Origin of the sequence: Vibrio sp. MMG023 (assembly GCF_021654215.1) — a bacterium.
Lineage (GTDB): Bacteria > Pseudomonadota > Gammaproteobacteria > Enterobacterales > Vibrionaceae > Vibrio > Vibrio jasicida.
Genome location: NZ_JAKFZP010000003.1, coordinates 729,905 through 743,917 on the forward strand (window position 1 = coordinate 729,905; position 14,013 = coordinate 743,917).

Annotated in this window: 10 protein-coding genes; 5 read left to right on the forward strand and 5 right to left on the reverse strand. The window is 45.3% G+C overall.

From position 1 onward, the window contains the following. Positions 1-221 precede the first annotated feature (221 nt). Entirely contained in the window at positions 222-1,559 is a 1,338-nt protein-coding gene (locus tag L1076_RS12950; RefSeq protein WP_237303732.1) for a GGDEF domain-containing protein, read from the forward strand. 257 nt (positions 1,560-1,816) lie between these two features. On the opposite strand, the gene L1076_RS12955 is transcribed toward L1076_RS12950, so the two are convergent. The 3 genes from L1076_RS12955 to L1076_RS12965 form a co-directional block, all read right to left on the reverse strand. Further along, the gene (locus L1076_RS12955) at positions 1,817-3,187 is read right to left on the reverse strand and encodes a DASS family sodium-coupled anion symporter (RefSeq protein ID WP_005443284.1); all 1,371 of its coding nucleotides are present in this window, start codon (positions 3,185-3,187) and stop codon (positions 1,817-1,819) included. A 246-nt stretch (positions 3,188-3,433) separates the two neighbouring features. Then, positions 3,434-4,180, reverse strand: a complete 747-nt coding sequence (locus tag L1076_RS12960; protein WP_237303733.1) for an ElyC/SanA/YdcF family protein — start codon at positions 4,178-4,180, stop codon at positions 3,434-3,436. A 166-nt stretch (positions 4,181-4,346) separates the two neighbouring features. Beyond that, positions 4,347-6,035, reverse strand: coding sequence for an NAD-dependent malic enzyme (locus tag L1076_RS12965; protein ID WP_009705856.1), 1,689 nt, complete (start codon positions 6,033-6,035; stop codon positions 4,347-4,349). A 237-nt stretch (positions 6,036-6,272) separates the two neighbouring features. On the opposite strand from L1076_RS12965, the gene L1076_RS12970 reads away from it, so the two are divergent. From L1076_RS12970 to L1076_RS12985, 4 genes are all read left to right on the forward strand, one after another. Continuing rightward, entirely contained in the window at positions 6,273-8,627 is a 2,355-nt protein-coding gene (locus L1076_RS12970; RefSeq protein WP_105069201.1) for a helicase-related protein, read from the forward strand. Positions 8,628-8,738: 111 nt separating this feature from the next. Continuing rightward, on the forward strand, positions 8,739-9,497 hold the full coding sequence (locus L1076_RS12975; protein ID WP_237303734.1) for a phospholipase A: 759 nt from the start codon (positions 8,739-8,741) through the stop codon (positions 9,495-9,497). A 234-nt stretch (positions 9,498-9,731) separates the two neighbouring features. Further along, positions 9,732-10,109 (forward strand): transporter, encoded by a 378-nt coding sequence (locus L1076_RS12980; RefSeq protein WP_237303735.1) that lies wholly within the window; start codon positions 9,732-9,734, stop codon positions 10,107-10,109. Positions 10,110-10,402: 293 nt separating this feature from the next. Then, on the forward strand, positions 10,403-12,088 hold the full coding sequence (locus L1076_RS12985; protein ID WP_237303736.1) for an alkaline phosphatase D family protein: 1,686 nt from the start codon (positions 10,403-10,405) through the stop codon (positions 12,086-12,088). A 96-nt stretch (positions 12,089-12,184) separates the two neighbouring features. Here the strand turns inward: L1076_RS12985 and L1076_RS12990 are convergent, their stop codons facing one another. Both L1076_RS12990 and L1076_RS12995 read right to left on the reverse strand, forming a co-directional pair. Next, the gene (locus L1076_RS12990; protein ID WP_045407099.1) at positions 12,185-13,288 is read right to left on the reverse strand and encodes a phosphoribosylaminoimidazolesuccinocarboxamide synthase; all 1,104 of its coding nucleotides are present in this window, start codon (positions 13,286-13,288) and stop codon (positions 12,185-12,187) included. Positions 13,289-13,492: 204 nt separating this feature from the next. Beyond that, on the reverse strand, positions 13,493-13,885 hold the full coding sequence (locus tag L1076_RS12995; protein WP_054755976.1) for a SulA-like leucine-rich domain-containing protein: 393 nt from the start codon (positions 13,883-13,885) through the stop codon (positions 13,493-13,495). Positions 13,886-14,013: the final 128 nt, after the last annotated feature.

The window sequence follows — 14,013 nt, forward strand, 5'->3', positions numbered from 1 at the left end:
TGATTGACGTGAGATGCTTCGCACAAATGCTCAAGTGAGAAAAGTCCTACATACCTGAAGCAAGATCACGCTTCTTAAATGAGTAATATGTATCGAGAGTGAGAATGTGAGTCAAAAATCACTTTTTAACTTGATAAATAACTTTATTTGAAATGTGAAATAACTTTCAGTACATTTGCTTAATATAAACAGAACGATAGTCAGTAACTAGGTTAGTCACGATGAAGTGGATACACAGATTAATTTTTGCATTATCGATATGCACCATCAGTTTAGTGGCGTTATACAGTTTGCTTGGTGATACCCGTAAGCTAGAAGTCACGCCGGATCAATTTAATATTCATGTCACAAGCGATGCCATTGCTGGTGGTCTGAGTGCATCTGATATTACTTATCAAAACCACAGTTTGGTTCTTAACTGTGACCTAAAAGAAAGTAAGTACGCGTGGCCTTATTGCGGTATCTCCGTTTACACCGATGTGAAGCAAGCGACTAAAGGTTTGGACCTTTCCAGTTACCATACCGTTCGTCTTAAAATTCGTTATGAAACGGCGGGAGAGGGACAAAGTCCAAGCAAAAACTTGCGCTTGTACCTACGTAACTTCAATTCGGCCTATTCAGATCCGAATGACGAATACACCATCAAATACAATGGCATGCAGTTTTCTCCTTCAGACTTTAGCGAAGTTATCGAGATCCCAATAGAAAATCTCCAAGTAATGACGTGGTGGCTGAATGACAACGACGTTGCAATTGAGCACTCTGCGCCTGAATTTGCCAATATTACTCGCATTGATTTGGCTACCGGAGCGGGTGCGGCACTCGGTAAACATAAGATCGTTATCGATAAAATTGAGTTTGAAGGTGCGTATGTTCAGCAATCCACACTCTTGTTCGCTCTGTTGTTCTCTTGGATGGCACTTGGCTTGGCTTTCTCGCTGCATGAAATGCGCAAAAACAAAATCGCGTATAACAAAGCACGCAAGCGTCATCGCCATTTAGAAAAAGTGAACAGTACGCTGCGTGCTCAAAATTATGAATTTGCAGAACTGGCACATCGTGATGCGCTAACTGGAGCAATGAACCGACATGCGGTACAGAACTGGTTGGAGCAACAGGCTCGACAAGTTCGTTGGGGGCATGACTCCTTCTCTATCCTTTACATGGATCTGGATAAATTCAAACGAGTAAACGACAAGTATGGTCATCAGATGGGTGACGATATTCTGCGTGAGTTTGTCATGGTGATCGCTAGCTCTATCCAACCAGATGATCGTTTGGTTCGTTGGGGTGGGGAAGAGTTCGTCGTGTTCTGCCCAAACACCGATATTGAGCAAGCCGTGAAGAAAGCCGAAGTCGTGCGCCAGAACGTTGAAAAACACCTCTGGGTTCATGGTGAATCGTTAACTTGCAGTATTGGTGTCGCCCAAATGCAAAACGAACGAGTCTCTGAGACGATGGCTCGTGCAGATGAAGTCTTGTATTTGGCTAAGCGCAATGGTCGAAATCGAATAGAAGTGAATTACGGCATGCAAAAGAAGTCGGATATCGCTTCTTAACTGAGGCTTCATAGCTAAGACTTCATAACTAAGGTTTCATAACCTGAGCTTCATAACTCAAGCTTCCTAAGTGCCGCGCTCACCATTGGCGTGGAAAAGAAAAAAGGTGGCCGACCGACCACCAAAAGGGAAACTGCTGAACATGACTAGGGGGTAGTAGTTAGGTATTCAATTTGATTACCGAGAACAGCAGTTGTAGTGCTAGTTTTGATAAAAGAGCTGCGTTTGGACGCAGCTCTTTTTTATTTGAGCAATGTTTACCAGAACAACCAAGCGAATAGAGTCAGTGCGCCGATACATGCAACGTTCAATACCATACCGATTCGCATCATCTCTTTCTGTTTGATATGACCCGTCGCAAATACAATCGCGTTAGGTGGCGTTGCTACTGGCAGCATGAAGGCACAAGATGCAGCTACCGCAATCAGTGCTGAGAGAATGACTGGCGATAGACCAAGCGCTTCTGCAATGGTGGCAAAGACTGGCACTAATAGCGCCGCACTTGCGGTGTTACTTGCAAACTCGGTTAGGAAAACAACAAACGCAACCACAGATAGAATCGTAAGTAGGACACCTGCTTGCTCAAGGAAGCCTGCTAGACCGTTAGCCAAGAAGACACTTGTGCCTGTTGCTTTTAGTACGTTGCTTAGACAGATACCGCCACCAAACAGGATTAAAACACCCCAGTCAGTTGTCTTTTCAATGTCTTTCCACTCTACTGCGCGAGATGCACCAAGTAATAGAATCGCACCAATTGCAACGAGGGTATCGAACTTCGCAAAACCGCCAAGCATCGCGTTGATTGGTTTGCTGAAAATCCAGAATGTCACTGTTAATAGGAAAATCGCTAAGGTGATCTTCTTGCCGTTTGTCCACTCAACAGGCTGGTGGTCAAGTTCAAACGTGTGGCTTAAATCTGGCTTTGTCATGGTGTAAAGCACCAAGATCGCGATAGGCATGAGAATCAAAGAAATTGGTAAACCCAGCTCCATCCACTCTGTAAAGTTCAAACCGACTTCTGCAGCTGCGATAGCATTCGGTGGGCTACCTACTAACGTTGCAATACCGCCAATCGACGCACTGTAAGCGATACCAAGTAGCACGAACAGGTAAGTGCTGTGACTCTTCTTCGCGTCTAGCTTGCTCATAACGCCTAGAACCAATGGCAACATCATCGCTGTCGTTGCGGTGTTTGAGATCCACATTGATAGGCCTGCGCTCACCCCAAACAACATGAAGACTGCGACAGACATTTTACCGCGCGCAATGAGCAGTACTTTGTCTGCGATCGCTTGGTCAAGCTTTTGCTTATGCAGCGCGGCAGCCAACGCGAAACCACCCAAGAACAAGAAAATGATCGAGTTAGAGAAGTTGTTTAGTGCTGCTTGGGTATTGAATACGCCCAAAAATACCGCGAGTAGCGGGATTAGCAGGGCAGTGATGCTTACGTGAATGGCTTCCGTTAACCAAAGTACGGCAACGAAAATCAAAATACATAAGCCGGTTACGACTTGAGGCTCAAAGGGTAGGGTGTTGAACAAAATAGCGAACAGCAGGACATTAGACGTCAATATCATGCTGTTGCGTGTGAAGAACCAATTCTTCAATGTCACAGCGAGTGCGGTCATGGGTTGTGCTCCTTTTGCATTGCCTTAGTGTTGGTTTTTTATGGCAAAGTAACTGGCTTGTAGTTATTTATTGATTAAATGTTACTTCGGATGCGAAAGGGTGTTTTGCATGAATCGACGGCAGAATAAGAAAGTGTGAGGTTGGGAATTGGAAATGGGTAGAAAGCTACCCATTTACCTTTAATGAATTGTTATCGGAGTGTAATGCAGAGCGAGAATGTTGAAAGCAGCAACACTTTGGTCGACTTAATGAACCGGAATGTTACGTTCGTTTTCGATGATTTCTTGCTTTTCTTCAACTTTATCTTCGACCGCAACGATTGGCTCTTGAGGACCAAGGAAGCGCGGTTGCGTATTCATGATGTACAAGTCCAAAAACGCTTTCACACGCGCCATAAGTTCACGTGTTCGCATGTTGATCTTCTGCTTACTTGCCGTTGGTCCAGCTACGGCCAAACACTGCGCATCAATATTGTAAGCGTCAGCAATAAACAGTGCGCGTTCACAATGGAATCGTTGAGTGACAATCAAGAAACGCTCAGAGGCGAATATCTTTTTAGCGCGAACGATGGAATCTAGGGTTCGGAATCCTGCATAGTCCAGATGAATCACTTCTTCTGGCACGCCTGCTTTGAGTAGATCTCGTTTCATCGTCCACGGTTCATTGTAAGAGCGATGTGCGTTGTCCCCACTCAACAAAAACTGTTTCACTTTTCCTTGTTTGTACAGTTCGATAGCGGCGTTGATTCTGTGGGTGTAGTAAGTATTGAGGATCTTCCCAATGTATTTACTGGTGCCGAGAACGACCGCGACTTCATGCTTAGGTACTTGCTCGTAGTCGGTAAAGATTTCTTCTTGTGCTTGAAGCACGACCCAACGGTCAATGGCAATAATCGTGACGAAAAGACCGAGTAAAGAGATCGACAAAACCAAAGCCAGACGCTTCCATGAGAACTTGAGCTTCCACTTTGACTTTATGCGAGAAAACAGCAAAACGTTCGATGTCCTTATTTCAATGTGTATCCCTCATCATATCTGATAGAAATGAAAAGAGAGAAGCCCATTTATGCCAAAATATGGTTAGGATGAGAAAAAAGAGCATAAAAAACAAAAGCCCTCGGAGTGCGAGGGCTAATAATTATACAAAACGTCTTAAAGCTTAGAATGCTGTGCGTTTGTAACGACGGTAAACCGGTTGCCAGAATGCTTGGTCAATTGCGTCATTTAGCGCTTCATCAGTGATTTCTAGCGCGACACCTTGTTCAATCGCTTTCTTCGCAACAGCGAATGCAATCTTCTTCGATACCAAATGAATTTCTTCTAGAGGTGGAAGCAGAGCACCGTTACCGTTGATCGCTAATGGTGAGCATGTCGCCAATGCGCGGCTTGATTCCATCAACATTTCGTCCGTTACGCGCTTCGCGTTTACCGCAAGTACACCTAAACCAATACCAGGGAAGATGTAGCTGTTGTTACATTGCGCGATAGGGTAAGTGTTGCCTTCATGAACCACTGGCTCAAATGGGCTACCTGTCGCAACTAACGCTTCACCGTTTGTCCAACGAATGATGTCATTTGGTGTTGCTTCTACGCGGCTTGTTGGGTTCGAAAGCGGGAATACAATCGGACGCGCGCAGTGCTTGTGCATCTCTTTGATCACTTCTTCACTGAAGAGACCAGGGGCACCAGATACACCAATTAGCACGGTTGGTTTCGCATTGTGCATCACATCAAGAAGTGAGAAGCCATTTCCTTCATTTTCCCACTTCTTCGTGTTGTCGAACTTCTGAACCAAGCGCTGTTGGAAATCAAGAAGGTTAGGCATGCCTTCTTGCAACAGACCCCAACGGTCAACCATGTAAACTTGCGAACGTGCTTTCTTATCAGAGATTCCTTCCGATACCATTTGCGCGATGATCGCTTCAGCAATACCACAACCAGCAGAACCTGCACCCAAGAAAGTAATGCGCTGATCAGACAGTTTAGTGCCTGCCGCTTTACATGCTGCCAGTAGAGAACCTACTGTAACGGCCGCCGTACCTTGAATGTCATCGTTGAAACAACAGATGCGATCTTTGTAGCGCTCTAGAAGTGGCATTGCGTTTTTCTGTGCAAAGTCTTCGAACTGGATCAGGGCATCTGGCCAACGGCGTTGTACTGCTTGGATAAACTCTTCAACAAACGCATCGTAATCAGGACCAGTGATACGAGGGTGACGCCAACCCATGTACATTGGGTCTGCAAGACGTTGCGGGTTGTTAGTACCCACATCAAGTACGATTGGTAGTGTGTAAGCCGGGCTGATACCGCCACACGCTGTGTAAAGAGAAAGCTTACCGATTGGAATACCCATGCCGCCGATACCTTGGTCACCCAAGCCCAAGATACGTTCGCCATCAGTGACCACGATAACTTTAACGTTGTGGTTTGCTGCGTTGTTTAGCAGGTCATCGATACGGTCACGGTTCGGGTAAGAGATGAACAGACCACGGCCACGACGGTAGATGTTTGAGAAGTTCTCACACGCTGCACCAACAGTTGGTGTGTAGATGATCGGCATCATCTCAGAAATGTGGTTTTGAACTAGGCGGTAGAATAGCGTTTCGTTCGTGTCTTGGATGTTGCGCAGGTAAATGTGCTTATCCATGTCACTTTCAAAGCTTTTGTACTGTTGGTACGCACGCTCTACTTGCTCTTGGATGGTTTCAGTTGTCTCTGGTAGAAGACCTTCCAAGTTGAATGAACTACGTTCTTCTCCGGAGAACGCACTGCCCTTGTTCAAAAGAGGGGTCGCTAAAAGAGCCGGACCCGCATATGGGATATAGAGTGGGCGCTTGTCGTTGTTCATTGGGTGCCTTAAATGTAGGGTTGAAGGATGCGTGCAAAATTCTAACGGGTTCACTATTTAGTTGTAAACATTCGTTGATGCACATCAACGTAATGTCGCAAAAAAATCCAATTCCCGACGAAAATATCGTCACTGAAACAATAATACTGTCATTAAATGGCCAGAAACGATTCCTAAAGCAGGAATTTCTCACTCAGGTATAATGCCTCGCAATCCATTATCACGTTCTTATCTTTTATGTCTCAATTACCTATCGATAGCTTACAAGCGGAATTTGACCAACTCGTGAATCACCATCATTTGGTGGTTGAGGCCGAAACCGGCTCAGGTAAATCCACGCGATTGCCACTTTGGGCAGCAAATCACGGTCGAGTATTGGTGATTGAGCCACGCCGAATCGCTTGTACCTCGTTAGCTGAATTTCTTGCCGAGCAATCTGGTCAACCTTTAGGTAAACAGATTGGCTACGCGATCAAGCTTCACGCTCACTATGATGAAAAGACTAAAGTCGTGTTCGTGACGCCCGGTGTTGCGCTGCGTTGGTTCGCGGAAGACAAACTGGCTAGCTTCGATATCGTGATGGTGGACGAATTTCATGAACGCCGCTGGGACATTGATCTCCTTACCGCGATTTTAAAGCAAGAAAAACAGCACCGTCTGATTGTCACGTCAGCCACGTTAGAAGGCGAAAAGCTGGCGAACTATTTGGATGCTAAGCGCCTGCGATCAGAAGGTCGTTGTTTCCCTGTCACTGTGACTCATCGCTCAATGGACAGTCGTTACTTGCCGAACAAGAAAGGTTGTGAGAGTGATGTTGTGCGCACGGTAAAAGAAGCACTCGAAGACGAAGAGGGCGATATTCTCGTTTTCTTACCGGGTCGAAAAGAGATCACTCAATGCGCGCAAATGCTGCAAAGTATTGATGATGTGATGGTCGTGAAGCTACATGCATCGGTGAGTGATGAAGAGCGCCATCGTGCGTTGACGGTACAAAAGCAACGTAAAGTGGTGTTGGCAACCAACGTTGCAGAAACCTCTCTGACCATTCCAAACATCCGCGTAGTTATCGATAGTGGTTTGGAACGCAGAACCGTACAACGAAATGGACGAACAGCTCTGACGTTAAGCAACATTTCCAAAGCCAGCGCGGCGCAGCGAATGGGTCGAGCAGGTCGTGTTGCTGAAGGAGCGTGTATTCGTTTGTTTGGTGAACATGCACCGTTGGAACTGGTGACGCCACCTGAATTACATCGTGAAGAACTCGTAGAACCAATGCTCGCTGCGGCTTGTTGTGGATACAGACTTTCCGAACTTTCCTTCCTCGATTCTGTACCTGAAAAGTCACTTAACTCAGCACTCCAAACCCTACAGAGGATGGCAGCGATAGACGAGCAAGGTGACATCACCGAGCACGGTAAAAAAGTGTACCCTCTACCAATTGATGCCTTATTTGCAGACTTAGTGACTCGTATCCAAACCAAATCAGAACGAGAAGCGATGATCGATTTAGCGGCAGCGCTTTCTGTGCCCGCTCAATTGTATCAATTGCAAGGCGGTGAGTTTGCCGAAGCATTAGCGCAAGAAGAGCCATTTGGCTGCGATGCCTCGTTGATGATTCGCTTGGTGCGAGGGGAGCAGCTTCCCGGTATTAATCTTGATGCAAGCGTGCTTGAAGAAGCGCAAGGGTTAGCAAAGCAGATGCGAGAAGTGTTTGAATTGCCGGATCTTGAAGTCGCATCGCGATACAAACGCGATGAATTGACCAAAGCCATTGCTACGTTACATCCAGAACTTGTATTTGTTCGCCGAGAAAGACGTCGTGACGCGCTAGGCAATGGTTTGATGGAAATGATGGTTGGGCGCAATAGCCGTTTCCCCGAAAAAAGTGAGGCAGCTTTGGTGCTAGATAGCCACAGTGTACCCGGAAGAGGCGTAAAACAGACGCTCAATCTTGCCTCCGTAATGCTACCTGTGTCCCTCAATCTGCTGCGCGAATTAGAGCTTGGTGAGTGGCAACAAGGCGAAACCAATTATGAGGAAGAAGCCCCGCGAGCGACCATGCATTTGGTCTATGCAGGACGAACCATTTGTACGGAATATCAAGCGCTTGAAGGCGAAGTTGCCGTCCAATCTATCGTTGAGATGATTGAAGACGAAACGCTATTGCCCGGTTTTGCTCCATTGAGAAAACAGCAAATTCAGCACTGGAAGATCTATAACGCGCTTGGGTTAAATCCTGAGCCTATTGAAAAAACGGAACTCGACGGTTTGTCTTTCGTTACTTGGTTAGTCGAGCAACTGGAAACGCTTGGTGTAGAAAGTGTGGAAGATATCGAGCTGTTTGTAGCCGATGACATCCCGTTCGAGGGCATCCCTGAGTGGGAATACGATGACTTTGTTGAACGCTATCCACTTAAACTTGTACTTGCAGAGCTAAAACTGGATGTTGAGTATTTTGTATCACGCAAGCTCGTGCAGGTTATCTACGCCGAAGGAGGTCGAAAAGGGGACCCTAAACGCTGGGAGTTGCCACGTTGGTCTGGTTGGAAAGTGCAATACAAGAAAGCCAGCAGAGTATTAGATGTGAAGTAACACAATCCGGAACAGTATTTGCTTGATCTCGTTTCCCTTGAAGTTTATGGCCTGTTTTTAGGCGATAAGGAATGAATTTGCCGCTCTTGTTGAGCGGCGTGAAGGAAAACGATGAAGTATAAAGCAATTCCACTATTGTTATGCCCCGTATTGGCTTACGGAAAAAGTATTAATCACATCTCCACTTACGAAGATAACTATGTCCTCGGTACGTACACCTCAGACATTAATCAAGATGCTTACAATGAACTCGGTTCTGAAATGGACTCATTACAGCATTTTGAAGTGAAGTTTCAAATCTCCGCTTCGATTCCATTTTATCGATTTAACTCTGGTACTGCGCTGATGGGTGCATACACACAAAAATCTCTCTGGCAACTTGCTAACTCTGACATATCTTCTCCGTTCAGAGAGACCAATTACAAACCTCAAGTATTTCTCGTGCACCAATCCAACATGTTTTTATTCAACCACTTAGAAGCGGGCTATAAGCATGAATCAAATGGTCAATCAAGTAAGCTTTCTCGCAGTTGGGATAGGTTATATATCGCCGCCGAACGTTTTTCAGGCCCTGTGGAATACGGTGCACACGCTTGGTGGGTAATCACCACTGAAAATGATGAAATGGAAGACTACTATGCGCCTTATGAACTTTGGGCAAAGGTCTACACTGGCGCTGGTGTGTTCAATACTCGAGGCTTTTACAACTTTGCTGATGATAAAGGTGGCATCGAGTTAGGTTATACCTTGTACTTTAACGACATCCTTGGTCTGTATGTTCAGGGATACCATGGTTATGGCGAAACGCTCATCGACTATGATCACTCTCAAACTCGCGTGGGGCTTGGTATTCGATTGGTGAATTTATAAAGGGCTTTACTTGCTTGGTGTGCTTAGCAACGTTTTTAGTTAAGCGTTGAAAATATTAATCAATTGGATGCTTATATATGGCGAAGCTGTACATCATTTGTTACAAAGCTGGTTTTAATATTTCCTTTTGAGGTCAAATAAGGGCATAAAAGACCATTGTTTTATATCCTATTGCTATATCAAAGTAATTGAACGATATTTTGTATATCTCATTTCAGAGTGTCGAGGCATAGGATGGAGCAACAAGGAAAGACATGCATTGAATTCGACTACACCAGCTTCCTAGGGGCAACGGGAAGTAAGAAGTGGACCTTTCTGGAAGCGTTCGCCACCATCGCGCCCATTTTTGGCATGATGTGGAAACAGAACATCGCGGAATTGAGCCAACCAGAGGATCGCCTTTGGGACGCTGCATTAAAATCGATGTCTTCACGTCAGAGCGATGAATCCAATTTAGTGATGTTGGCAAAGCTTGCAAAACATGAAGGAATCCATGAATTACGTGTAGTTATGCCTTATTCGTTAGACTTAAAACAAATCGAGTACATTGAATCTAGAAGTAAACTAAAAGTAGAAACTGCAGAGCAAGATGTGCTTAATTTGAAGCTCTAACACCCAAGGAACATTTCCCCCAAACACAAAAGCGACCTGCAACGGTCGCTTTTTTTATGTTTGTTTTATTGATTCTATAAATTGGTTTTCAATTTGTTGGAACTGTGATGAATATAGAGTATTTACACTTAAGGTAACAAAAAATTAACATTAAGAAATGCAATTGTCATAACTAGCTTCTAACTTAATGTTTTTTAGAGTAATTAGCCAAACGACCCCAATGCCTAAATTGGCTCGTTACTCAGCGCAGGAAAACGCGCATCGATAAAAACACAATAACAAAGGAAGTTACTATGTCATTGTCTCGCAGAGACTTTATAAAAGTCGTTTCTTCAGGAGCCGTTGCTACCACGCTGACCGCTTGTGGGAGTGATGATAACAATACCGCCAATGCAGCCTCATTCGAGCATGGCGTCGCCAGTGGTGACCCAACTCAAACTCAAGTGATCATCTGGACACGGGTGACTACGCAGGCGAGTTATGTCGATGTCTCTTGGCAGGTGTCTGCAACGGAAGACTTTTCTAGCATCGAGCAAAGTGGCACTTTTACCACAGATACCAGTCGCGATTTTACGGTTAAGGTCGATGTGCAAAACCTTAATCCAAGCTCCCAGTACTACTACCGATTCATGGTGGGAGAGAATAGTAGCATCGTTGGTATGACACAGACCTTACCGGAAGGCAGCGTGACCAAAGCGTCTATGGCAGTTGTGTCTTGCGCAAATTATCCGGCGGGGTATTTCAACGCCTACAAAGAGATTCTTGTACAGCATCAAAAGGAAGCGTTCGATGTGGTTTTGCATCTCGGTGATTACATTTATGAATATGGCGCTGGTGGTTATGCGAGCGAAGATGCAGCTGCGCTAGGTCGTGAGCCGAGTAAAGGCACAGAATGTATTACGTTAGATGATTATCGAAAGCGCTATGCTCAATATCGCCAAGATGGAGATCTGCAGGCTTTACATGCGGCGTTACCAATGATCGCAGTGTGGGATGACCACGAGTTAGCTAATGATGCATGGAAAGAGGGGGCGGAAAACCACCAAGACAACGAAGGCAGCTTTAATGACAGACGTGCCGCGGCAGCAGCAGCTTGGACTGAATGGCTCCCTGTGCGGGAAAACACCTTCTCAAACATGCTGATTTATCGCCAGTTTGCTTTTGGTGACTTAATCAATCTAATGATGCTCGACACTCGATTGGTAGGCCGCGACCAACCTTTGGATTATTTCTCCCTAACCGCACCAACAATGGAAGCGATTGGTAGCCTAGTTGCTCAGTCACGAAGTACTGAAAGAGAACTGCTTGGCACAGAGCAGTTAGCGTGGTTGATGAATGCGTTTAATAGCCAAAATACAAAGTGGAATGTGCTTGGACAGCAAGTGCTGATGTCACGTATGGAGCTTCCGAGTTCTGTTATGTTGGCGATGTTCAAACTATTTACCGCAACCGATGAGCAGAAGATGGACGCATTATTGGCAGTGAACAATGCAATCGCCGGTTATCTTGCTGACCCAAGCTCAGACACGATTAAACTGCCGTATAACCTCGATGCTTGGGATGGTTACTATGTCGAACGCGAGCGTGTTTACGAAATTGCTAAAGCGAGCTCTGGCAACTTTGTGTGTTTGGCGGGCGACACACATAATGCATGGACTAGTGAGTTGAAGGATATATCGGACAACCCTATTGGCGTTGAGTTCGCGACAAGCTCGGTCAGTTCGCCGGGCTTGGAAGAATATTTAGCGTTGGAGCCAGTTGCGATTGCTCAGATGGAATACTCACTGCCGAATTTAGTCTCTGAGCTGCAATGGACAGACATTAAGCAACGCGGTTTCATGCGTGTGACCTTTACGCCAGAGAAAGCGCAATCAACGTGGTACATGCTTTCCAGCATTAAAGACAAAAACTATCAAGTGACAACCAAGTCGGCATCCACAACGGATGGTCTGACGCTCGATATAGAGTTGGGCAGCTAACGAATACGTTCTAGATGACTGCGCTTGAAATAAGAAAGTCCGCACTTAGCGGACTTTCTTGTTGGTCAATTTAGTAACGCAGTACAGAGGCTGACTTTAGTCGATTAGACCGTATTCTTTGCTCAAGATTTCGATGATCTCTGCTTTCGGATTATCGCTCAACTTGATTGGTTGCCCTGTGATTTTTTCTGCAATGCCGATATACGTGCGAGAGATATCCATCAAGGATTCCACTGGCAGGTCGTTATCACGAGCAAGAGCTTCACGCTCTGGCATGCGTTCTTTGTTAAGCAGAATATTAGGATCAGGGAAGTGGTTTAGTAAGAACTGACGGAAACCTTCTTTCGAGTTCTCAACGATGTTACCCGCTTGGTATTCTTTCGTATCCCAAATACGTGACGAATCAGGCGTACCGACTTCGTCCATGTAAATTAGCTTTTCGTTACCGGCCGCGTCGTGCACGTAACCAAATTCAAACTTAGTATCTACGAACGTTTGGTCAACGGCTTCAAGCGCATCGCTGATTACGTTAAAGCCTTCTTTCAATAGCTTTTCGTATTGCGCAATGTCTTCTGCACTTGAGAAGTTGAAAGCTTCATAGTTCTCCACGATGTTTTGGCGAGTGATGTTCACGTCATCCGCTTCAGGAACGCCTGGAATGCCTTTCAAGATGCCTTTAGTTGAAGGTGTCATTAGTAATTCAGGTAGCGCTTTATCTTTCTCAAGACCTTCAGGAAGCTGGATGCCACAGAATTCACGCTCGCCATTTGCGTAGGCACGCCACATAGAACCCGTGATGTACTTACGGCAGATTGCTTCAATCTTAACTGGCTTTGCTTTTTGTACGATCCAAACAAATGGGTGAGGGATGTCCAAGATATGGCTATCAGCAAGGCCGTTGTCTTTGAACAATTTGAACCAGTGGTTAGAGATCGCGTTGAGTGCAGCGCCTTTACCCGGAACGCCTTTGAGTCCACCTTCGCCGTGCCAGATACAATCGAATGCAGAGATACGGTCACTGATCACCATGATGGCTAGCGGGGCATCAGGAGCGACATCGTATCCTTTTTCTTTGATCAGTCGTGCGCTGTCTTCTTCAGTTAACCAGTAAACAGAGCGAACTTTGCCGCTGTGAACAGGCTTGTGGGTGCGAATTGGCAGGTCGTCATTGACGGCAAGTACTTGATTAGCAAGGCTCATTGCGACATTCCTATCATCTTAATCAAACGTCATAAAGAGAAGATATCCAGCGAAAAGAGCACGCTGAATAAATCGAATGAGGGCATCATACCAGAACTATTTTAACTCGCCAGAGAAAAAGCAAACGTTTGCCCTAATTTGTTAAAGCACAAAAAAAGCCCCCTTAAAAGGAGGCGAGATGCAGGATGGATAACGTCGATCTTGTTAGTGGTACTTGTTCACTCTGCCTTCGACGAAAAAGACTTCACACTGATAACGTTGAGCAATATCGCGAAGCATTGATTGATTCATTAGAGCAATCTTGTTCGATGCGACGACAGCGCTAGCGTTACCAGACTGAATAGCTTTGATTACGATTTCCACTTCAGAAAGCTGTTGAGACGGTTTCATCTGAATGATGTTTTGACAGCGAATGTTGGAAGCAGCAAGTTGCTCAAAATCAGGACGAGGGCACTCAGCGGTAAACAGAATCCATTGCTGTTGCTGAGACAAGATTGCCAACTTAGAAAGAAGTTGGTCCGACACATCCATAGGTTGTGTTGCTTGTGCCAATACGTTGTAGCGAGAGTATGTATGAGATTGAGTTTGTAACTGCATCTTACTGTTCCTTTATACATGCTGTATGTGTATACAGTAGTTTGTTTTTGATGCCTGATCAACCGATTTTTATGAATTGAGTTGAAAAACTTTCCCTTACTTATGATTTGCTATTTGTATAAGTTATT

Coding starts and splice junctions, on each gene's coding strand:
- L1076_RS12975 (WP_237303734.1), top strand. CDS start 8,739: ATGAAGTATAAAGCAATTCCACTATTGTTATGCCCCGTATTGGCTTAC.
- L1076_RS12985 (WP_237303736.1), top strand. CDS start 10,403: ATGTCATTGTCTCGCAGAGACTTTATAAAAGTCGTTTCTTCAGGAGCC.
- L1076_RS12970 (WP_105069201.1), top strand. CDS start 6,273: ATGTCTCAATTACCTATCGATAGCTTACAAGCGGAATTTGACCAACTC.
- L1076_RS12980 (WP_237303735.1), top strand. CDS start 9,732: ATGGAGCAACAAGGAAAGACATGCATTGAATTCGACTACACCAGCTTC.
- L1076_RS12955 (WP_005443284.1), bottom strand. CDS start 3,187: ATGACCGCACTCGCTGTGACATTGAAGAATTGGTTCTTCACACGCAAC.
- L1076_RS12950 (WP_237303732.1), top strand. CDS start 222: ATGAAGTGGATACACAGATTAATTTTTGCATTATCGATATGCACCATC.
- L1076_RS12990 (WP_045407099.1), bottom strand. CDS start 13,288: ATGAGCCTTGCTAATCAAGTACTTGCCGTCAATGACGACCTGCCAATT.
- L1076_RS12965 (WP_009705856.1), bottom strand. CDS start 6,035: ATGAACAACGACAAGCGCCCACTCTATATCCCATATGCGGGTCCGGCT.
- L1076_RS12995 (WP_054755976.1), bottom strand. CDS start 13,885: ATGCAGTTACAAACTCAATCTCATACATACTCTCGCTACAACGTATTG.